Origin of the sequence: Streptomyces sp. NPDC006296 (assembly GCF_040613235.1) — a bacterium.
Taxonomy (GTDB): domain Bacteria; phylum Actinomycetota; class Actinomycetes; order Streptomycetales; family Streptomycetaceae; genus Streptomyces.
In genome coordinates this window covers 1-19,605 of the sequence record NZ_JBEXRT010000002.1, presented here as the reverse complement: position 1 = coordinate 19,605, position 19,605 = coordinate 1, and the positions used below count along the sequence as shown (strand labels likewise).

The 19,605-nt window shown below is 72.1% G+C and carries 18 protein-coding genes and 1 pseudogene; 6 read left to right on the top strand and 13 right to left on the bottom strand.

The genetic code is table 11. The features are described 5' to 3' along the window. Nucleotides 1-11: 11 nt before the first annotated feature. The 7 genes from ABZ172_RS01445 to ABZ172_RS01415 form a co-directional block, all read right to left on the bottom strand. A complete protein-coding gene (locus ABZ172_RS01445; RefSeq protein ID WP_356878942.1) occupies nucleotides 12-1,232 on the bottom strand; it encodes a Gfo/Idh/MocA family oxidoreductase in 1,221 nt (406 codons plus the stop codon). Nucleotides 1,233-1,279: 47 nt separating this feature from the next. Continuing rightward, on the bottom strand, nucleotides 1,280-2,317 hold the full coding sequence (locus ABZ172_RS01440) for a substrate-binding domain-containing protein (RefSeq protein WP_356878940.1): 1,038 nt from the start codon (nucleotides 2,315-2,317) through the stop codon (nucleotides 1,280-1,282). A gap of 86 nt (nucleotides 2,318-2,403) precedes the next feature. After that, the gene (locus tag ABZ172_RS01435; RefSeq protein ID WP_356878938.1) at nucleotides 2,404-3,456 is read right to left on the bottom strand and encodes an ABC transporter permease; all 1,053 of its coding nucleotides are present in this window, start codon (nucleotides 3,454-3,456) and stop codon (nucleotides 2,404-2,406) included. Then, nucleotides 3,453-4,976, bottom strand: coding sequence for a sugar ABC transporter ATP-binding protein (locus ABZ172_RS01430; RefSeq protein ID WP_356878936.1), 1,524 nt, complete (start codon nucleotides 4,974-4,976; stop codon nucleotides 3,453-3,455). The genes ABZ172_RS01435 and ABZ172_RS01430 overlap by 4 nt, the downstream gene beginning before the upstream one ends. A gap of 222 nt (nucleotides 4,977-5,198) precedes the next feature. Then, the gene (locus tag ABZ172_RS01425) at nucleotides 5,199-6,380 is read right to left on the bottom strand and encodes an ROK family transcriptional regulator (protein WP_356878934.1); all 1,182 of its coding nucleotides are present in this window, start codon (nucleotides 6,378-6,380) and stop codon (nucleotides 5,199-5,201) included. Nucleotides 6,381-6,888: 508 nt separating this feature from the next. Further along, nucleotides 6,889-7,566 (bottom strand): GntR family transcriptional regulator, encoded by a 678-nt coding sequence (locus ABZ172_RS01420; protein ID WP_356878932.1) that lies wholly within the window; start codon nucleotides 7,564-7,566, stop codon nucleotides 6,889-6,891. 75 nt (nucleotides 7,567-7,641) lie between these two features. Further along, on the bottom strand, nucleotides 7,642-8,592 hold the full coding sequence (locus tag ABZ172_RS01415; protein WP_356878930.1) for a beta-ketoacyl-ACP synthase III: 951 nt from the start codon (nucleotides 8,590-8,592) through the stop codon (nucleotides 7,642-7,644). 383 nt (nucleotides 8,593-8,975) lie between these two features. On the opposite strand from ABZ172_RS01415, the gene fdhD reads away from it, so the two are divergent. Continuing rightward, nucleotides 8,976-9,824: a formate dehydrogenase accessory sulfurtransferase FdhD gene (gene fdhD / locus ABZ172_RS01410; RefSeq protein WP_356878928.1), complete on the top strand. Its 849-nt coding sequence runs from the start codon at nucleotides 8,976-8,978 to the stop codon at nucleotides 9,822-9,824. Between the two features lie 60 nt (nucleotides 9,825-9,884). Here the strand turns inward: fdhD and ABZ172_RS01405 are convergent, their stop codons facing one another. From ABZ172_RS01405 to ABZ172_RS01395, 3 genes are all read right to left on the bottom strand, one after another. After that, nucleotides 9,885-10,094, bottom strand: coding sequence for a DUF397 domain-containing protein (locus ABZ172_RS01405; protein WP_356878926.1), 210 nt, complete (start codon nucleotides 10,092-10,094; stop codon nucleotides 9,885-9,887). A gap of 210 nt (nucleotides 10,095-10,304) precedes the next feature. After that, nucleotides 10,305-10,514, bottom strand: a complete 210-nt coding sequence (locus ABZ172_RS01400; protein WP_356878924.1) for a DUF397 domain-containing protein — start codon at nucleotides 10,512-10,514, stop codon at nucleotides 10,305-10,307. Continuing rightward, nucleotides 10,496-11,338 (bottom strand): helix-turn-helix transcriptional regulator, encoded by an 843-nt coding sequence (locus tag ABZ172_RS01395; protein WP_356878922.1) that lies wholly within the window; start codon nucleotides 11,336-11,338, stop codon nucleotides 10,496-10,498. The genes ABZ172_RS01400 and ABZ172_RS01395 overlap by 19 nt, the downstream gene beginning before the upstream one ends. A gap of 174 nt (nucleotides 11,339-11,512) precedes the next feature. Between ABZ172_RS01395 and ABZ172_RS01390 the strand changes: the two are divergent. Then, nucleotides 11,513-11,788, top strand: a pseudogene (locus tag ABZ172_RS01390) (hypothetical protein); the annotation flags it as partial. A 330-nt stretch (nucleotides 11,789-12,118) separates the two neighbouring features. Here the strand turns inward: ABZ172_RS01390 and ABZ172_RS01385 are convergent. Together ABZ172_RS01385 and ABZ172_RS01380 are read right to left on the bottom strand one after the other, a co-directional pair. Further along, nucleotides 12,119-12,979 (bottom strand): NAD(P)H-binding protein, encoded by an 861-nt coding sequence (locus ABZ172_RS01385; RefSeq protein WP_356878920.1) that lies wholly within the window; start codon nucleotides 12,977-12,979, stop codon nucleotides 12,119-12,121. Next, nucleotides 12,976-13,422, bottom strand: a complete 447-nt coding sequence (locus tag ABZ172_RS01380; protein WP_356878918.1) for a nuclear transport factor 2 family protein — start codon at nucleotides 13,420-13,422, stop codon at nucleotides 12,976-12,978. The genes ABZ172_RS01385 and ABZ172_RS01380 overlap by 4 nt, the downstream gene beginning before the upstream one ends. Before the next feature lie 134 nt (nucleotides 13,423-13,556). Between ABZ172_RS01380 and ABZ172_RS01375 the strand changes: the two genes are divergently transcribed. Further along, entirely contained in the window at nucleotides 13,557-14,402 is an 846-nt protein-coding gene (locus ABZ172_RS01375) for a helix-turn-helix transcriptional regulator (RefSeq protein WP_356878916.1), read from the top strand. A 109-nt stretch (nucleotides 14,403-14,511) separates the two neighbouring features. Here the strand turns inward: ABZ172_RS01375 and ABZ172_RS01370 are convergent, their stop codons facing one another. Further along, nucleotides 14,512-15,549: a bile acid:sodium symporter family protein gene (locus tag ABZ172_RS01370; RefSeq protein ID WP_356878914.1), complete on the bottom strand. Its 1,038-nt coding sequence runs from the start codon at nucleotides 15,547-15,549 to the stop codon at nucleotides 14,512-14,514. A gap of 114 nt (nucleotides 15,550-15,663) precedes the next feature. Between ABZ172_RS01370 and ABZ172_RS01365 the strand changes: the two genes are divergently transcribed. From ABZ172_RS01365 to ABZ172_RS01355, 3 genes are all read left to right on the top strand, one after another. Further along, entirely contained in the window at nucleotides 15,664-16,557 is an 894-nt protein-coding gene (locus ABZ172_RS01365; protein ID WP_356878912.1) for a LysR substrate-binding domain-containing protein, read from the top strand. A 228-nt stretch (nucleotides 16,558-16,785) separates the two neighbouring features. After that, entirely contained in the window at nucleotides 16,786-18,585 is a 1,800-nt protein-coding gene (locus ABZ172_RS01360) for a long-chain fatty acid--CoA ligase (RefSeq protein WP_356878910.1), read from the top strand. A gap of 132 nt (nucleotides 18,586-18,717) precedes the next feature. Beyond that, nucleotides 18,718-19,554 (top strand): aldo/keto reductase, encoded by an 837-nt coding sequence (locus ABZ172_RS01355; protein ID WP_356878908.1) that lies wholly within the window; start codon nucleotides 18,718-18,720, stop codon nucleotides 19,552-19,554. Nucleotides 19,555-19,605 lie beyond the last annotated feature (51 nt).

Below are 19,605 nucleotides of genomic sequence, written 5' to 3'. Positions count from 1 at the left end.
CGCGGGACCTCCTAGAAGGGGACCGGGGTGTGTACGGAGTTCTTGGCGGCGCTCTCCTCGACGGCGGCGAGCACCCGCTGCACCTGGAGCCCGTCGGCGAACGAGGGCACCGGGGCGCCGCCCTCGGCGATCGTCCGCACCACGTCACGGGCCTGGTGGACGAAGGTGTGCTCGTAGCCCAGACCGTGGCCCGGCGGCCACCACGCCTCCAGGTAGGGGTGCTGGGGCTCCGTGACGAGGATGCGGCGGAACCCGGCGGTGGTGGCGGGTTCGGTGTGGTCGTGGAAGGAGAGCTCGTTGAGACGCTCCAGATCGAAGGCGATCGACCCCCGTTCCCCGTTGATCTCCAGCCGCAGGGCGTTCTTGCGTCCCGCCGCCATCCTGGTCGCCTCGAAGAAGGCGAGGGCCCCCGACGCCAGCCGTCCGGTGAACAGCGTGGCGTCGTCGACGGTGACCGCCCCCCGCGCGGTGCCGTCCGCCTCGCCCGAGAGCCCGGCCGCAGCGCCGGTGAGCACGGGCCGCTCGCGGACGAACGTCTCGCTGATCGCCGACACCCCGACCAGCGGCTCCCCGGCCAGGTACTGGGCGAGGTCGACGATGTGCGCCCCGAGGTCGCCGAGCGCGCCGGAGCCGGCCCGGTCGCGGTCGAGCCGCCAGGTGAGCGGCGACTCGGGGTCGACGAGCCAGTCCTGGAGGTAGGTGGCGCGCACGTGCCGCAGCCGCCCCAGCCGGCCCTCCTCGATCAGGGTGCGGGCGTAGGTGAGGGCGGGCACCTTGCGGTAGTTGAAGCCCACGATCGCCACCTGGCCGCGGGCCGCCGCCCGCTCGGCTGCCTCCGCCATCGCCTCCGCCTCGGCAACCGTGTTGGCGAGCGGCTTCTCGCACAGCACGTGCTTGCCCGCTTCGAGGGCGGCGATGGCGATCTCCGCATGACTGTCACCGGGCGTGCAGATGTCGACCAGCTGCACGTCGTCCCGGGCGATCAGGGCGCGCCAGTCGGTCTCCGCCGCCGCCCACCCGTGCCGGGCGGCGGCGGCCTCGACGGCCGTACGGTCGCGTCCGCAGATCGCGGCCAGAGCGGGTTTCACCGGCAGGTCGAAGACGTGTCCCGCGGTGCGCCACCCCTGGGAGTGGGCGGCGCCCATGAACGCGTATCCGACCATGCCGATGCCGAGTGTCGCCGTCGGCGGCGGCGCACCGGTCCCCTGCTCCGTCTCTTCCCTACGGGCCATGCGGACTTCCTCCTCGTCGGTGGTTCGGTGGCGGCGGTGGTTCCGGCTCAGCTGAAGCCCGTCGGCAGGTACTGGTCGATGTTCTCCTTCGTGACCACGGCCGAGTAGAGGGTCAGCGAGGTGGGGATCTCCATCTCGGAGAGGCCGGCGACGCCCTTGCTCTGGCCGAGGGCGCGGGCCAGGTCGATCGCCGAGGCGGCCATCGTGGGCGGGTAGAGCACGGTGGCCTTCAGGACGCTGTCGTCGGCCTTGATGGCGTCCATGGCGGACTTCGCGCCCGCGCCGCCGACCATGATGAACTCGTCGCGGCCCGCCTGCTGGATGGCCCGCAGGGCGCCCACGCCCTGGTCGTCGTCGTGGTTCCAGAGGGCGTCGAACTGCTTCTGTGCCTGGAGGAGCTGGGCCATCTTGGCCTGGCCGGACTCCACGGTGAAGTCGGCCGCCTGACGGGCGACCAGCTTGATGTTGGAGTAGTTCTTCAGCGCGTCGGCGAAGCCCTGGCTGCGCTGCTTGGTGAGTTCGAGGTTGTCGATGCCCGCGAGCTCGACGACCTTGGCGTTCGGCTTGTCCTTGAGCTGCTCGCCGATGTAGTGCCCGGCGTTGAGGCCCATGCCGTAGTTGTCGCCGCCGACCCAGCAGCGGTAGGCCTGCGGGGAGGCGAAGACGCGGTCCAGGTTGACGACCGGGATGCCGGCCCGCATGGCCTCCAGGCCGACCTGGGTGAGCGCCTTGCCGTCGGCGGGGAGGACGACGAGGACGTCGACCTTCTTGTTGATGAGGGTCTTGACCTGGCCGATCTGGGCGGCCGTGTCGTTGGAGCCCTCGGTGATCTCCAGGGTGACCTCGGAGTACTTCTCGGCCCGCGACTTGGCGTTCACGTTGATCGCGTTCAGCCAGCCGTGGTCGGCCTGGGGGCCGGCGAAGCCGATGGTGACGGGCGTGCCCGGCTTGTCGTCGGCGGCGGGCTGGTTGCTCTGCGCGACCGCCTTTTCCTTGGGCTCGTTGCTGGTGCAGGCGGTGAGGAAGGCTCCCGCGGAGACGGCCGCGGTGCCGAAGAGAAGTCCTCTGCGGCTGGTTTCTGGCATGACGGTCAAACCCTTCATCCGGTGCGGTGCGGTGCAAACGGAACTGCGGGTGGTGGCTTCGGTGTCGTCCGGTACCGGGGCGTCGCTCAGGTCTCGCCGCCGCGCAGGGTGCGGCGCTGGACGAGGACGGCGGCGACGATGATGGCGCCCTTGGCGATCTGCTGGACGTCGCTCTGGAGGTTGTTGAGCGCGAAGATGTTGGTGATCGTCGTGAAGACGAGGACACCGAGCACGGAGCCGACGATGGTGCCGCGCCCGCCGCTCAGGAGGGTGCCTCCGATGATGGCGGCGGCGATGGCGTCCAGCTCGTACAGGTTGCCGTTGGTGTTCTGGCCCGATCCGGACAGGATGACGAGCATGAAGGCGGCGATGCCGCAGCAGAGTCCGGAGAGCAGGTAGAGGTAGAGGCGCTGGCGCCGTACGTCGATGCCGGCGAGCCTGGCCGCCTCCGCGTTGCCGCCGACGGCGACCGTGCGGCGTCCGAAGGTCGTCCGGTTCAGGATCAGCCAGCCCGCCACGGTCACCGCGGCGAAGACCAGGACCAGGGGCGGAATGCCCAGGACGTAGCTGTCGGGCAGGCCCAGGTCCAGCACGGACTGCACGGTGACGATCTGCGTCTTGCCGTCGGTGATCTGGAGCGCGAGCCCGCGGGCCGAGGCGAGCATGGCGAGCGTCGCGATGAAGGGGACCATGCGCCCGTAGGCGATGAGGACCCCGTTGACGAGCCCGGCGGCGAGGCCGACGACGACGGCGGTGAACAGGATGCCCGCGAAGCCGAAGTCCTGGGTGGCCAGCGTCGTCGCCCAGACGGAGGCCAGCGCGACCATCGCGCCGACCGACAGGTCGATGCCGCCGCTGATGATCACGAAGGTGACACCGACGGTGACGACCCCGATGACGGACGACTGGGTCAGGATCAGCTGGAGGTTCCCGGTGTCCAGGAACGCGTCCGGCTCGGTGAACCCGCCGACGGCTATCAGCACGGCGAGGACGCCGAGCAGCGACAGGTTGCGGACGTCGACGCGCAGGCCGAGGGCGCGCAGGCCACCGCCCTGCTTCGACGGTGGTGCGGCCGGGGGGCCGGCTACGGTCCCCTTCTCCGGCCCGTGGCTCTGCGCCGACGGTGCGGACTGTGTCATGACGTCGGGCTCCCTTCCATGACGAGGTCGAGGACACGGTGCTCGTCGAGCTCCCTGGCGTCGGCCGTGTGCACGACACGGCCTTCCCGGAGCACCAGCACCCGGTCGGCGAGGCCCAGGACTTCGGGCACTTCGCTGGAGACGAGCAGGACGGCGAGGCCTTCGTCGGCCAGCCGGCGGATCACGGCGTACAGCTCGGCGCGGGCGCCGACGTCGACGCCGCGGGTCGGTTCGTCGAGCAGCAGCACCCGGCAGCCGCGCAGCAGCCAGCGGGCCAGGACCGCCTTCTGCTGGTTGCCGCCGGAGAGGGTGCGGACGGCGGTGTCCGGGTTGTCGGGCCGCAGCGAGAGCTCGCGGGTCGCGGCCCGGGCGGCTTCGCGCTCGGCGCCCCGGTCGAGCCAGCCGGCACGGGCGAAGCGGGACAGGGAGGAGACCGAGACGTTGCGGGTGACGGACTCCGTCAGCAGCAGCGCCTGCGCCTTGCGCTCCTCGGGTGCCAGCCCGATACCGGCGGCCACGGCCGCCCGGACGCTGCCGGCGCGCAGCGGCGAGCCGTTGACGAGGACCCGGCCCGCGGTCGGTTTGCGGGCGCCGTAGACGGTCTCCAGGATCTCGGAGCGCCCGGAGCCGACGAGCCCGGCCAGGCCGACGATCTCGCCGGGCCGCAGCTCCAGGTCGACGGGCTCGAACTCGCCCTTGCGGGTCAGCCCTTCGACCTTCAGCACCGGCTCGGCGGAGGCCCGCGCGGCGGGGTCGGGCCGCTCGGGGAAGACGTACTCGACGTTGCGCCCGGTCATCAGGGCGACGACGTCCCGCGTGGGGGTGGACTTCGCGGGGAGTCCGACGGCGACGGCCCGGCCGTCCTTGAGGACGGTCACCCGGTCACCGATGCGGCGGATCTCCTCCAGCCGGTGCGAGATGTAGATGACGGCCACCCCGTCGGCGGTCAGCCCGTCGACGGTGCGGAAGAGGTTGTCGACCTCGTCGGGGTCGAGCGCGGCGGACGGCTCGTCCATCACGATGAGCCGTACGTCGTGGGAGAGCGCCCGCGCCATGGAGACGATCTGCTGGTGGGCGGCGGAGAGGTCGCCGACGAGGCGGGCCGGGTCGATCTCCGGGTGTCCGAGCCGCTTGAGGAGGGCGGCGGCCCGGGTGCGGGCCTCACGGCTGCGCACGACGAAGCCGGCACTGGTCGGTTCGTGCCCGAGGAAGACGTTCTCGGCCACGGACAGGCCCTCGACCAGGTCGAGTTCCTGGTAGATGGTGGCGATGCCCAGGCGCATCGCGGTGATCGGCGTGGTCAGCTGGACGGGTTCGCCGCGCCAGGTGATGGCGCCGCCGTCGGGCTGGTGGGCCCCGGCCAGCACCTTGATAAGGGTTGACTTGCCGGCGCCGTTCTGGCCGAGGAGGCAGTGGACTTCACCCGCGACGACCTCCAGGTCCACGCCGTCGAGGGCGCGCACTCCAGGGAACGACTTGGTGATGCCGGACATCGTGAGCAGGGGTGGTTCTGGTGCCATGACGGGATCCCCTCGGCGGATCGGCCCTTCCCCCGCCCGGACGGAGCCGGGGACGCGGGAAGGCCGGTGAGCGGGCAGGGCGCAGTGCCGGCGGTGCCGTACTGCTGACGGAACTGCTGGACGGTGCTGCTGTGCGTGCGGTGCGGTCCTGCGGGCGGAGCTCGGGACGGGCTGTCTACGGAGGTGGTGGTACGCGTGCCGAACGGCGCGCCGGCCCGGACATCAGGCCGGCGAGAACAGGTGGTCGCTGATGAGCCTGGCCGCACCGGTCACTCCGGCGACGGGCCCCAGCTCACCGAGGACGATGGGCAGGTTGCCCGTGGCCAGCGGCAGGGACTGCCGGTAGACCTGGGTGCGGACGCTGGCCAGCAGGTTGTGGCCGAGTCCGGTGACACCGCCGCCGATCACGACGAGACCCGGGTTGAAGAAGCTGACGAGTCCGGCGATGACCTGCCCGGTCTGCCGGCCGCCCTCCCGGATCAGGTCGAGCGCCGTGGGGTCACCGGCCGCCGCGGCGGCGGCCACATCGACCGACGAGAGCGTGCCGGAGCTGTCGAGCCGGGCCGCCAGCTCGCTGGAGCGGCCGGCCCGGGCGGCGTCCTCGGCGTCCCGGGCCAGCGCGGCACCGCTGAAGTGGGCCTCCAGGCAGCCCCGGTTGCCGCAGGCGCAGGCGCGCCCGTCCGGTTCCACCTGGATGTGGCCGATGTCCCCGGCGCTGCCCGTCGTGCCGCGGTAGACCTCCCCGCCGACGACGATGCCGCAGCCGATGCCGGTACCGATCTTGACGCAGAGGAAGTCGGCCACGGAGCGGGCGACGCCCGCGTGCTGCTCCCCCAGTGCCATCAGGTTCACGTCGTTGTCCACCATGACCGGGCAGCCGAGCTCCTGGCTGAGCGCCTCCCGGACCGGGAAGCCGTCCCAGCCGGGCATGATGGGCGGAGCGACCGGCACGCCCTCGGGGAAGCGGACGGGGCCCGGGACGCCGATACCGGCGCCGTCGAACCCCTCGGCGAGCCCGGACGCCCGGAGCTTGGCCGCCATCGCCAGCACCTGTTCGAAGACCGCGACCGGCCCCTCCCGTACGTCCATCGGGTGGTTGAGGTGTCCGAGGACCTCCAACTCGGCGTTGGTGACGGCGACGTCGACGGAGGTGGCTCCGATGTCGACACCGAGGAACCGCAGTCCGGGGGCCAGCCTGATGTTGTGGGAGCGGCGCCCGCCGCGGGAGGCGGCGAGCCCGTCGGCCACGACGAGCCCGGTCTCCAGGAGCCGGTCCACCTCGACGGCGAGCTTGGAACGGGACAGATCGATCTGATCGCCGAGCTGTGCACGGGAGTTGGGACCCCCGTCGCGCAGCAGGCGGAGCAGTCGAGCCTGGTGCGTGTTCGCGGGTCGTGCCGTCATACGTCTCACGCGTCCCTCCCCGCCACATCGGCCAGTCCGTCGGGCTTTCGAGGGGAACGTAGCAGCGGTTTACCTGGGTGGGAAGAAGTTGAGCAGGAATCGGCCCCAACTTTCTCCACACTCAGGACAAAGATGGACCGGCGGTGGCGCGGAACGGGCCAGCGGCCGGGACGGAGCGGGGAGTTGGCCGCCGCGGGGCGTACCGCTGCGCGGCACCGGGACGGGGGTGAGCGGCCGTCCCGGGTCCTCGGCGGCGGCCGGGGCGGCCCCCGGGGCGCGCGCGGGGTGGGGCGGGTGGGGCGCGAGGCGCTTGGCGGGACGCGCGGGGCGGTGGGTGCGCGGGGCCGGCGGTGCGTGGGGCGGCCGGGCGGGGTGAACGGGGCCGGGGTGCGGCGGGGTTCGCGCGCAGGGCGGCATCGCCGTTCCGGGGGCGGGGCGGGTTCCGCCCGTTCCGGGGGCGGGGCGGGTTCCGCCCGTTCCGGGGACGGGGCGGGTTCCGCGGACGGGATCAGGCCTCTTCGCGCTGGTGGTACGCCTGGCGGGTGTGTTCGGTGTGCGCCCGCATGATCTCGCCCGCCCGCCGCTCGTCCCCGGCCGCGATCGCCGCGATCAGCTCACGGTGCTCGGCCCAGGAGCGGGTTCCGCGCCGCATGGCCACGGGGGTGTAGTACCAGCGGACCCGGCGGTCCACCTGGGCGGCCAGCTCGGACAGCACCGCGTTTCCGGCCAGTTCCATCACCTTGGCGTGGAACGCGGCGTTCGTGGCGACGGCGAGGTCCACGTCGTCGTCGGCGACGGCTCGTTCCCCCCGGGCGCACAGCTCCGCCAGCTCCTCGGTGCCCGGTCGCCCGCCGTGCGCGGCGGCGAGCCTGGCGGCCTCGGCCTCCAGCAGGGTGCGGACCGAGAGCAGCTGGTCCGCCTCCTCCTCGGTGGGTTCGTGGACGAACGCGCCCTGCGCGGGGCGCAGATCCACCCAGCCCTCGGTGTTCAGCCGCTGGAGCGCCTCGCGGACCGGCTGCCGCGACACCCCGAGCTGCCCGGCCAGCTCGCTCTCGACCAGGTGCCGGCCGGGACGGAGCGCGCGCGTGGTGATCAGCTCGAGGAGCGCCTCGTAGACGCGCTCGCGCAAGGGCCCGGGGCGCTCCAGCCTCGGCATCGTGCCCGGCGGCAGTCCTGCGGACGACATCCTGGTCCCCCTCCGGGCGCCGGGCCATTGCCTACCGTCGACAGCCTACCGAGCACACGGCCGCACCGAGGGGGTTCACGGACAGCGGATCACTTGCCCCGCGTAGGAGAGGTTGCCGCCGAAACCGAAGAGCAGGGCCGGCGCGCCGCTCTCCACCTCGCCCCGCTCCACCAGCTTGGACAGCGCCATCGGGATGGAGGCGGCCGAGGTGTTGCCGGAGTCGACCACGTCCCGGGCGATGACCGCGTTGACGGCGCCGATCTTGCGGGCGACGGGTTCGATGATCCTGAGGTTGGCCTGGTGCAGCACCACCGCGGCGAGGTCCTCGGGCGTCACACCGGCCCGTTCGCAGACCGTGCGGGCGATCGGCGGCAGCTGGGTGGTCGCCCAGCGGTAGACGGACTGCCCCTCCTGCGCGAACCGCGGGGGCGTGCCCTCGATCCGTACGGCGTTGCCCATCCCGGGCACCGAACCCCACAGGACGGGGCCGATACCGGGCCGGTCGCCGCCCTCGGGGTCGGCGGTGACGACGGCGGCGCCCGCCCCGTCACCCATCAGGACGCAGGTGGAACGGTCCGTCCAGTCGACGATGTCGCCCATCTTGTCCGCGCCGATGACGAGGGCCCGGGTGGCGGCTCCGGCCCGGACGGCGTGGTCGGCGGTGGCCAGCGCGTGGGTGAACCCGGAGCAGACCACGTTGATGTCCATCACGGCCGGCGCGACCATGCCCAGGCGCGCGGCGACCCGGGCGGACATGCTCGGCGAGCGGTCGATGGCCGTGGAGGTGGCGACGAGGACCATGTCGATGTCGGAGGGCTGGAGGCCCGCCGACGCGAGCGCCTTGGACGCGGCGTGCGCGGCCAGCTCGTCCACCGGTTCGTCGGGGCCGCCCACGTGCCGGGTCCGGATGCCGACCCGGCTGGTGATCCACTCGTCGGTGGTGTCGACCATGGCCGCCAGATCGTGGTTGGTGAGGACCTTGGCAGGCTGGTAGTGGCCGAGCGCCACGACACGTGAGCCGGTCATGTACGGGTTCCCCTCGCTACGTTTGGCAGGAACCATCAAGTCTTGGTTGCTACCGATCGGTACACGGGCACGTGATCCCACAGGAATACGGGCCCGAGCTTGGAGCGTCTCGAACACCTCACCGGGAACTCTCACGGACTCTCCGGCGACACGCCGGAACCGCGGACCGAGAAGGCACCCGCTGTCACGGGCAGCACCCGCGATGGAATACTGTAGACAGTCTTTGCCCACGTCGACACCCCGCCGGGCCCGCGCCGGTCCGGCCGAGGAGCGGCGGGATTCTCACCGCCGCCTCGCCGCACGGCGACCCGGTGGGCCGTGGCAACCTCTGTAGGAAGGGCCGCTCTCGGCCTCCACCACGTACAGAATCGGGATTCACGGCTATGGGACGGGTCACCGAGCGTCGCCGCACCATCCGCATCCGGGACGGGGCGGTCACCACCCGCCCCGACACGCTCGTCGCGGAGGAGCCCCTGGAGATACGGCTCAACGGCAAGCCGCTCGCCATCACGATGCGCACCCCGGGCGACGACTTCGCGCTCGCGGCGGGGTTCCTGGTGAGTGAGGGCGTGGTCGGCGAGGGCTCCGAGGTGCAGTCGATCGTGTACTGCGCCGGGGCCACGGCCGACGGTGTGAACACGTACAACGTGGTGGACGTGAAGCTCGCCCCGGGCGTCGTGGTCCCCGACATCACGCTGGAGCGCAACGTCTACACCACGTCCTCCTGCGGCCTGTGCGGCAAGGCGAGCCTCGACGCCGTCCGCACCACGACCCGGCACCCGGTCGCCGACACTCCCCCGGTCCGGGTGACGCCCGCCCTGCTCGCCGAGCTCCCCGACCGGCTGCGCGCCGCGCAGCGGGTGTTCGACCGCACCGGGGGCCTGCACGCCGCGGCACTGTTCTCACCGGAGGGCGAGCTGCTCGACGTCCGCGAGGACGTCGGTCGGCACAACGCGGTCGACAAGCTCGTCGGGCGGGCGCTCACCGACGGCCGGCTGCCGCTCTCGCAGACGATCCTGCTGGTCTCGGGACGCGCCTCCTTCGAGCTTGCGCAGAAGGCCGTGATGGCCGGTATCCCGGTGCTCGCGGCGGTCTCGGCCCCCTCCTCGCTGGCCGTGGACCTCGCGGCCGAGAGCGGGCTCACCCTTGTCGGCTTCCTGCGGGGGCAGTCCATGAACGTGTACGCGGGCGACCACCGCATCGCCTTCGAAGCCCCAGCGAGCCGGGACTGAGGCCCGCCGGGACGGGACCACGCACGGCGGAGAGCGCCACCCGGACCGGCCCTTGGCGGCTCAGACGGCCAGGACCCCGTCCTTCACCGCGGACACGAACGACGACCAGCCGCCCGCCGCGAAGATGAGCGCAGGACCCTGCGGGTTCTTGCTGTCACGGACGGGGACGATCGCGGCGAAGTCGTCGGACACCTCGACGCACGCACCACCGTCCTGGTTGCTGTGCCTGCTCCTGCGCCAGGTCGCGGCGCTCAGGTCGACGGATCGCACGACAGTCCTCCCGCGGTGCTTTCCTCGTGTAGTTCTTCTTTGTACCCGTATTCCGAGTACGCCACAGTCTGACCGTCAGGCAGCCGAAAAAACAGACACCCCTACTCGCCAACGCGTGCAACGCGGCACTCTGCGACAGCACTTGTAGTGCCGGATGCGAGCGCTGCGCCATCTCGCCCAGATGAGCGAGATGGGCGCGCTGCTGACGGCTCAGACGCTGAGAGCGCCGTCCTTCACCGCGGACACGAACGACGACCAGCCGTCCGCCGCGACAATGAGCGCCGGGCCGTGCGGGCTCTTGCTGTCACGGACGGGGACGACCGCGGCGAAGTCGTCGGACACCTCGACGCATTCGCCGCCGTCCGAGTTGCTGTAGGAGCTCTTGCGCCAGGTAACCGCGTTCAGGTCGATGGATCGCACGGTACTTCCTCCAACAGGCTGAATACGAACTTCCGCGACTCGGCAGGGGACAGCGCCAGGTCACGCACCGCATCGTAGGCGCGTTGCAGCCGATCCACTGGCTGGTTCGCCTCGATGAGGTCGCCCCTGTAGGCGTTCTCCGTGTACGCGACGGTACGCCCATCAGGGAGCCGCAGGAACATCAGCGCCGTACTGTCCAAGCCGTACAGCCCTGCGCGGAACGGAAGTACATGAAGCGTCACGTTCTCCCGCGCGCCGAGCTCTCCCAGATACTCCAACTGTTTCTGCCACTCGGTTACATCACGCAACGGCGTCCGTAACACTGCCTCCGAGACGATCGTGCGGAAGGGTGGCGAGTTGTCCCCCAGCAGCAACTCTCGTCGTCCCATCCGCGCCTCGACCTGCTGCTCCAACGCTTCGCCCTTGGTGCCACCCGCCGCCAGAATTTCCCGCGCGTACCCCGGCGTCTGCAACAGTCCCGGCAGCACGCTCACCGCGAAGTGCCACAGGCTCGTCGCTTCCGCTTCCAGCGCCATGTACCGCTGATAGCGCTCCTTGAACTGTGACTGGTCGCTGATCGCCAGTTCCCACATGGCCAGCAACAGGCCCGGTGTGCCGTAGTACTGGTCCAGCGCCTGCACCACCTCCGGGCCGCCGACCGTCTCGCCCTTCTCCATCTTCCCGAACAGCGACCAGTCCCAGCCCAGCCGTTCGCCGAGCTGGCGCAGACTCTCGCCGCGTTCGGTACGCAGATGCCGCAGCTCCTCCGCGAACCGTGCCCGTGGTTCCTTGCTGCGGCCTGTGACCGCCCGCCTCGTCGGCATCGCGCCCTCCGTGGAACGTGTGGAACGTGGCTCATCCGCCGGGGAAGCACATTCCGCCGTCGGTGTGTCACGGCCCTGACCGGGCCATTGTCGTGACGAGCCCCTCACGCACCGTAGTGCGCGGGGGAGGCGCGGACCGAGGGATCCGCGGAAGACCGACCGAAGGGAAACACCATGACGCCACCGCAGCAGAAGCCGCCCCTCCCCCGCAGGACGCCCCGGTCAGGGCACGCGGCGACGGCCAGGATCCAGGAGGCCGTGGCCGCGCGCGACGACCTCGCCGCCGCGCTGAGCAGCGTCGGTCTCCAGCTGCCGGTGCTGGATGTGCGCACCCCCTGGCCGGACACGGACGGCGACGACACCGCACGGTCGGCCCGGTACGCCCTCGTCCACCTCGGTGTCTGCGCCGCCCCCGTGGCGCACGCCCTCGCCGAGGTGATCAGGAAGGGGTGGAGCCGGGTGACGGACGGCGCGCTCGGCGTCGGGACGGCCGTGCACGACGACGACAGCGGCCGGGTGGGGCTGGTCATGGGCCACGAGGGCCCGTACCTCCAGCTCCGCCCGCTCGGCGGTGGCCGCGAGTGGGACGCGGACCCCGTCCGCCTGCGGCCGCTCGACGCGGCCGAGCTGCTCAGTGCCCGGGTCGCGGAGGCCAACGCCCGCAGCCGCACGGGCCTCGGACTCGCCGGCATACGGGGCTCACCCCCCACGGGCCCGGCACAGGACGTACGTTGACCACCCTGCGCCGCGCCGTGGAGTGACGCGACCGCTCCGGGGCGGTCAGGGCGTCCCGGAGCTCGTCCACCGGGCCAGGTGGTCCTGGACGAAATCGGCGAAGGTACGGGGCGGGCGCCCCGTCAGGTCCAGCACCGCACTGCTGACCCGGTCCTCCCGTCCGGTTCGGATGCCCGCGTCGACAGCGGCAAGGGCGGTCGCGAAGGCGTCCGGCATGCCGGACGCCCGGTAGGTGTAGGCCTGCTCGGCGGCCTCCACCGGCACGGTCCGGACCGGCCTGCCGGTGCGACGGCTGATGATCTGTGCCGCGTCCCCGTAGCTCAGGGCCTCCGGCCCGGTGAGCAGGTGATCACGCGCGTCGTCGGGCCGGTGATCAGGACCGGTCAGCAACGCGGCTGCCGCTGCCGCGATGTCCCGGGCATCGATCCAGCCCACCCGGCCGGTCCCTGCGGCTGTGCGGATCTCACCTTGCCGCCGGATCTGCTCACCCAGCGGGTGTGGAGGCAGGAAGTTCTGCATGAACCCGGAGGGGCGCAGCACCGCCCAGCCGGGCCGTGCCCGCACGTGCGCGGCCAGTTCCAGCGCGCTGGGGGCGCCGGGCAGCACGATGGCGGAGCCGAGCAGCACCAGCCGGCGCACGCCGAGCCGTTCGGCCTCGGCCAGAAACGGCTCGACCAGCGGCATCGGGTCCGTGGTGTCCACGGGGGGCACCAGGTAGACCCGGTCCATCCCGCGCAGGGCCGCCGCATGAGTGGTCGGTTCGCTCCAGTCGAACCGGGTCGCGTCCCGGGCGTCCGCCGACGGGCTGCGACTCGCCACCCGGATCGGCACACCGCTCGCGCGCAGCGATCGGGCCAGGGCGCTCCCCGTCTTCCCGGTGCCGCCGGTGATCAGCACTCCGGTCATCGCGCAGCCTCCGCGCTCAGGGAGCCGAGCAGTTCGGGCAGCGTGCCCGAGGCCGAGGCGACGGCCAGGGGGCTCCAGTAGTCCCGGTATCGGGTGATCAGGCCCTGGCGGGTGGTGAGCACGGTGACGTAGTCCAACCGGTACGGCTCGTCGGTGGCGATCGTGCGGCCGTGCGCGGTGAACTCCGCCACGACGGTCTCAGGCTGTTCGGTGTGGTGCACGGTGAGGGCCGCGATCGTCTGCACGTCCATCAGGTCCGGGTAGCCGGCAAGATAATCCCTGACGGCCTCACGTCCGGTCAGCCGCCTCGGCGAGGCCCCTGCGGCGAAGGGGAATTCGGCGGTGCCGTGTTCCGACCACAGATCGGCGACGGCATCCATGTCCTTGGCGAGCAGCAGCTCCAGCAGTCGGCGGAACGTCTCTTCGCAGGTACGGGGCGGCACGGTGATCCTCCGGCGTTCGGTGGGAGAGGTGACCGGACCAGGCTGGCGTGCGGGCCGGCGCCCTGGAACGCCCCGGTGAGCCCCGGACCACTGGTACGTGGCTGAGCCGGACACCGTTGTGCCAACCTGTCCGGGTGAGCAAAGGAGAAATGGCCGACTTCCTGCGCCGTCGGCGGGAGGCGCTGCGGCCGGACCAGGTGCCGGCCACGGCTGTCCACCCGCCCGGTCTGCGGGCGCGGCGCACCCCGGGGCTGCGGCGGGAGGAAGTGGCCGCCCTGGCAGGGGTGTCCACGGGTTACTACGAGCGACTGGAGCAGGCCCGCGCGCCGCGTCCGTCCCCCCAGGTGCTGAGCGCACTCGGCACGGCGCTGCGCCTCACCGCTCCGGAGCGTGAGCACCTGGCGCGGCTGGCCGGGCAGATCCCGCCTCGTACGGACGCCGGTGACGAGCCGGTGCCCGCCGATGCGCGCCGCATGCTGCACCAGCTCGGGCCGGTACCCGGCTACCTGGTGAACGACCGGGAGGACATCCTGGCGTGGAACGCCACGGCGGCGGCCCTGATCACCGACTTCGGGCAGCTGCCCGTGCACGCGCGCAACACCGTGCGTCTCGCGATCCGGCTGGGCGGCACCCTCTGCTCCGCACCCGCCGAGCCGGAAGGCGCCTTCGCCCGGCAGTCCGCCGCCCACCTGCGCGCGGCCGGCGCTCGCCGTCCGGCGAACCGGGCGCTGGGCGAACTGGTCGACGCGTACGCCGCACACGACCCGGACTTCCTCGCCGGCTGGCGCAGCCACGACGTGCGGCCCCGGCCCGCGCTGCGCAAACGGGTGCGTCATCCCGAACTCGGCGAGCTGGAACTGGACCGCCGGACCTTGCTCCTGCCCGGCTCCGGGCTGCGGCTGGTGCTCTATCTCGCAGAGCCGGGCAGTCCGAGCGCCACCGCACTGACCCGGCTGGGCGCTCCCGAAGCGCCGTCGTGAGCATCGGCCCCGGCCCGGCGGCGTGATCGGAGCGGCCGGCACAGCACGCCGCGACGGGCCACCCGGTCCGCCGGGCCACGGTGTTCGCGCCGAGGGCCTGCGGCGGCCCTCAGTTCAGCGCTTCGGCCGGTGCGGGCCCGACGCCCGTGCCGCCGCTCGGCAGCGGGTCGCGGGAGCGGCGTTTGGCGATCACCGCGCAGACCATCAGCTGCATCTGGTGGAAGAGCATCAGGGGCAGCACGGCGAGGCTCGCGTGCGCGCCGAACAGGACGCTGGCCATCGGCAGGCCGGCCGCCAGGCTCTTCTTCGAGCCGGCGAACTGGATCGCGATCCGGTCCTCCCGCCCGAAGCCCAGCCGCCCGGCCCCGTACCAGCTCACCGCCAGCATGAGCGCGAGCAGCACGGCCTCGGCGGCGAGCAGCCCGCCCAGACGGAGCGGGGTGACCTGGTGCCAGACCCCGGCGACCATGCCCTCGCTGAAGGCCGTGTAGACGACGAGCAGGATCGAGCCGCGGTCGACGCGGCCCAGCACCGCGCGGTGGCGGCCGATGAAGCCGCCGATCCGGCGTTGCAGCAGCTGCCCCGCGAGGAAGGGGACCAGCAGCTGGAGGACGATCTTCACGAGGGAGTCCGCCGAGAAACCTCCTCCGCTCCCGCCGAGCAGCAGGGCCGCCAGCAGCGGGGTGAGCACGATCCCCGCGATGCTGGAGAAGGAGCCGGCGCAGATCGCGGCGGGCACGTTGCCGCGGGCCATCGACGTGAAGGCGATCGACGACTGGATGGTCGAGGGCACCAGGCACAGGAAGAGGAAGCCCTCCTGGAGCTGCGGGGTCAGTACATGGGGCACCAGTCCGTGGCCGGCGAGCCCCAGCAGCGGGAACACCAGGAAGGTGCAGGCCAGGACCGTGAGGTGGAGCCGCCAGTGCTTCAGGCCGTCGAGCGCCTCCGCGGTGGAGAGGCGCGCCCCGTAGAGGAAGAAGAGCAGGGCCACCGCTCCGGTCGACGCGCCGCCCGCGATGTCCGCACCGGTCCCCGAGACGGGCAGCAGCGCGGCCAGCGCCACCGTGCCGATCAGCGCCAGGATGTACGGGTCGACCGGCAGCCAGGACGGCGGCGCGGGGATACGGCGGCTGGTGCGGCGGGTCATGTGCTCCGTGCTCTCTCGGTGGGGTCGTGGCCCTCCATCCTGCTCCCGGAGTCGGCGATCGGGAATCCCGTACACCACACTGACTGTCATCATGGATCGCGATAGCCTGGCCCTGTGTACGATCCCGTCCAGCTCCGCACCTTCCTGGCCGTCGCCCAGACCCTGAGCTTCACCCAGGCCGCACGCCGGCTCGGCGTCCGGCAGTCCACGGTCAGCCAGCACGTCCGCCGGCTGGAGTCGGAGGCCGGCCGGCAGCTGTTCACCCGGGACACGCACCGGGTCGATCTCACCGAGGACGGCGAGGCCATGCTGGGCTTCGCACGGACGATCCTCCAGGCCAACGAGCGGGCGGCGGCCTTCTTCACCGGCACCCGGCTGCGCGGGCGGCTGCGGTTCGGGGCGTCCGAGGACTTCGTCCTGACGCGGCTGCCGGAGATCCTGGAGTCCTTCCGGCGCGAGCATCCCGAGGTGGAGCTGGAGCTGACGGTGGAGCTGTCCGGCACGCTGCACCGGCAGCTGGCGGCGGGGCGGCTCGATCTCGTGCTGGCCAAGCGGCGCGCCGGGGACACCCACGGCGAGCTGGTCTGGCGCGACACCCTGTGCTGGATCGGCGCGCCTCAGGTGCGGATCGATCCCGAACGCCCGCTCCCGCTGATCGCCTACCCCCCGCCCGGCATCACCAGGGCGAGGGCGCTGGAGGTGCTGGAGGAGCACGGCAGGCCCTTCCGCTTCGCGTGCACCAGTGCCAGCCTGAGCGCGCTCGTCGCGGCGGCGCGGGCCGGGCTGGGGGTGATGGCGCACACCCGGGGGCTGATCCCGCCCGGGCTCGTGCCGGTGCCGGCCCGGGCCGGTCTGCCGGAGCTGGGGGATGTGGACTTCGTGCTGCTGCACGGGCGCCGCCGGGACGCCGCCCAGGACGCCGCGGACGCCCTCGCGGCGGCGATCCTGGCAGGCGGCGACCGTCTTCACCGGGCCGCCGTGCCGCCCTCGCACCCGGGACCGGCGTAAGTCCCGGGTACAGATTCGGTGGAGATTCCCGCCCGAGCCACTTACCCCGCGGTCGGAAGTGCGCCCGAGCCTTGCCCATCTGGCCCGTTTTCGACGGTCAGCCTGGCCGGATGTCACGTTTTCCGGGCACTTCGCGCCCTCCCGCAGCCGCGTGCGGTGAGGTAGCGTCGCGGCGCCGTGCGGAGCGCCACAAGGAGCAGGTCATTGCGCGAGTTCACCGTCCCACCCATGGCGGCCGCCCCTCAGGCAGGCGGTCTCGCCGACACCGTCTTCGACTTCGCGGAGGAGGACCCCCACCGGACGGCCCTCGGGCGCAAGGACGCGGACGGCCGGTGGCACGACGTGACGGCCGCGGCCTTCCGCGACGAGGTGCTGGCCCTCGCGAAGGGCCTGATCGCCCAGGGCGTCCGGTTCGGCGACCGGGTCGCCCTGATGTCCCGCACGCGCTACGAGTGGACGCTCTTCGACTTCGCCCTCTGGACGGTGGGCGCCCAGTCCGTGCCAATCTACCCGACGTCGTCGGCCGAGCAGGTCCTGTGGATGCTGCACGACGCCGAGGTCGCGGCCGTCATGGTCGAGCACGAGGACCACGCCATGACGATCGGCTCGGTGATCGACCGGCTGCCGAACCTGCACCGGCTGTGGCAGCTGGACGCGGACGCGGTGACGGAGCTGGTGGAGGCCGGCGCCCTGGTCGACGACCAGGTCGTCCACCGGCACCGGCGCGCGGTGACCCCCGACTCGGTGGCGACCGTGATCTACACCTCCGGCACGACGGGCCGCCCCAAGGGCTGTGTGATCACCCACGCGGGCTTCATGTTCGAAGCGGACACCATGGTCGCCCGGTGGCATCCGGTGTTCCTCTCGAAGCCCGGCGAGGAGGCCGCGACACTGCTCTTCCTGCCGCTCGCCCACGTCTTCGGCCGCATGGTGGAGATCGCCGCGCTGCGCGGCCGGGTGAAGCTCGGGCACCAGCCGGAGCTGTCCGCGAAGGCCCTGATGCCGGACCTCGTGACCTTCCGGCCGAGCTTCATCCTCGCGGTGCCGTACATCTTCGAGAAGGTCTTCAACGGCGCCCGGCGCAAGGCGGAGTCGGAGGGACGCGTCAGCGCCTTCGACAAGGCCGTCGAGATCGCGGTGAAGTACGCGGAGGCGCTGGAGGAGCGGGCCTTCGGCACGGGGCCGGGGCCGTCCGCGGGGCTGCGGATGCAGCACCAGTTCTTCGACAAGGTCGTGTACCGCAAGGTCCGTGAGGCGATGGGCGGGCGGGTGCGGCACGCCATGTCGGGCGGTTCCGGCATGGACCGCCGGCTCGGGCTGTTCTTCGCCGGTGCGGGCGTCGCGGTCTTCGAGGGCTACGGCCTCACCGAGACGACCGCCGCGGCCACGGCCAATCCGCCCGAGCGCACCCGCTACGGCACCGTCGGCCAGCCCATCCCGGGATCGACGGTGCACATCGCGCAGGACGGCGAGATCTGGGTGCACGGCGCCAACGTGTTCTCCGGCTACCTCGGCGACCCCAAGGCCACCGACTCCGTCCTGCACGACGGGTGGCTGGCCACCGGCGACCTGGGGTCCCTCGACGAGGACGGCTACCTCACCATCACCGGGCGCAAGAAGGAGATCCTGGTGACCTCCGGGGGCAAGAGCGTGGCCCCGAGCGGCCTGGAGGAACGGGTACGCGCCCATCCCCTGGTCGCGCAGTGCATCGTCGTCGGCAACGACCGCCCCTACATCGCGGCGCTGGTCACCGTGGACCACGAGGCGGTGGAGCACTGGCTCGCCATGCAGGGCCGCGCCCCGATGAAGGCCGGGGACCTGGTGCGCGACCCCGACCTGGAGATGGAGGTGCGGCGGGCGGTGGTGGCGGCGAACACGGCGGTCTCGCAGGCGGAGTCCATCCGCACCTTCCGGATCCTCGCGCACCAGTTCACCGAGGAGCACGGCCTGCTGACCCCGTCGCTCAAGCTGAAGCGGAAGGCGATCGAGACGGCGTACGCGGCCGAGGTCGACGCCCTCTACCGGTGAACGCGGCCTCCGGTCCCGGCCGCCTTTCGCACAGGTGCACGATGGGACACCTGATCCGGTCAGCGGGAATGCTCGGCGCTCTCCGTTCGTTCCAGGATGAGTACCGACCGACGACGTAAGGATCGACCGCTCGTGAGCCAGGTCCCCACCATCACGCTCAACAACGGCATCGAGATGCCGCAGCTCGGCTTCGGTGTCTGGCAGGTGCCGGACGACGAGGCGACGACCGCCGTGGCCACGGCCCTGGAGGCCGGGTACCGCAGCATCGACACCGCCGCGGTCTACGGCAACGAGTCAGGCACGGGCAAGGCGATCGCCGCGTCCGGTGTGCCCCGCGAGGAGCTGTTCGTCACCACGAAGCTCTGGAACAGCGACCAGGGCTACGACTCCACCCTGCGCGCGTTCGACGCGTCGCTGGACAAGCTGGGTCTGGACCACGTCGACCTCTATCTCATCCACTGGCCGGTCCCGGTCAAGGACGCCTACGTCGACACCTACAAGGCCTTCGAGCGGATCCTCGCCGACGGCCGGGCGAAGGCCATCGGGGTGTCCAACTTCCACCCGGAGCACCTGGAGCGCCTGCTGGGCGAGACGTCCGTCGTCCCGGCGCTCAACCAGATCGAGCTGCACCCGCAGCTCCAGCAGTCCACGCTCCGCGCCTTCCACGCCGAGCGCGGCATCGCCACCGAGGCCTGGTCCCCGCTCGGCTCGGGCAAGGGCCTCCTCGAGGTCCCGACGGTGGTCGCCGTCGCGCAGAAGCACGGCCGGACCCCGGCCCAGGCGGTGCTCCGCTGGCACCTGCAGACCGGAAACGTGGTGATCCCCAAGTCCGTGACGCCGTCCCGGATCGCGGAGAACATCGACGTCTTCGACTTTGAGCTGGACGCCGACGACCTGGCCGCGTTCGCCGCGCTCGACGAGGGCAAGCGCACCGGCGCCGACCCGGCCGAGTTCAACGTCGGCGCCTGAGCCGCCCCGGACGTGCCGGAGCCCCACCGCGATCGCGGTGGGGCTCCGGCA

What these genes read in the sequence shown, in the direction of transcription:
- ABZ172_RS01360 (WP_356878910.1), top strand. Translation starts at nt 16,786, where the DNA reads ATGGCGGCCGCCCCTCAGGCAGGCGGTCTCGCCGACACCGTCTTCGAC.
- ABZ172_RS01425 (WP_356878934.1), bottom strand. Translation starts at nt 6,380, where the DNA reads ATGACGGCACGACCCGCGAACACGCACCAGGCTCGACTGCTCCGCCTG.
- ABZ172_RS01435 (WP_356878938.1), bottom strand. Translation starts at nt 3,456, where the DNA reads ATGACACAGTCCGCACCGTCGGCGCAGAGCCACGGGCCGGAGAAGGGG.
- ABZ172_RS01445 (WP_356878942.1), bottom strand. Translation starts at nt 1,232, where the DNA reads ATGGCCCGTAGGGAAGAGACGGAGCAGGGGACCGGTGCGCCGCCGCCG.
- ABZ172_RS01385 (WP_356878920.1), bottom strand. Translation starts at nt 12,979, where the DNA reads ATGACCGGAGTGCTGATCACCGGCGGCACCGGGAAGACGGGGAGCGCC.
- ABZ172_RS01440 (WP_356878940.1), bottom strand. Translation starts at nt 2,317, where the DNA reads ATGCCAGAAACCAGCCGCAGAGGACTTCTCTTCGGCACCGCGGCCGTC.
- ABZ172_RS01415 (WP_356878930.1), bottom strand. Translation starts at nt 8,592, where the DNA reads ATGACCGGCTCACGTGTCGTGGCGCTCGGCCACTACCAGCCTGCCAAG.
- ABZ172_RS01395 (WP_356878922.1), bottom strand. Translation starts at nt 11,338, where the DNA reads ATGCCGACGAGGCGGGCGGTCACAGGCCGCAGCAAGGAACCACGGGCA.
- ABZ172_RS01370 (WP_356878914.1), bottom strand. Translation starts at nt 15,549, where the DNA reads ATGACCCGCCGCACCAGCCGCCGTATCCCCGCGCCGCCGTCCTGGCTG.
- ABZ172_RS01430 (WP_356878936.1), bottom strand. Translation starts at nt 4,976, where the DNA reads ATGGCACCAGAACCACCCCTGCTCACGATGTCCGGCATCACCAAGTCG.
- ABZ172_RS01420 (WP_356878932.1), bottom strand. Translation starts at nt 7,566, where the DNA reads ATGTCGTCCGCAGGACTGCCGCCGGGCACGATGCCGAGGCTGGAGCGC.
- fdhD (WP_356878928.1), top strand. Translation starts at nt 8,976, where the DNA reads ATGGGACGGGTCACCGAGCGTCGCCGCACCATCCGCATCCGGGACGGG.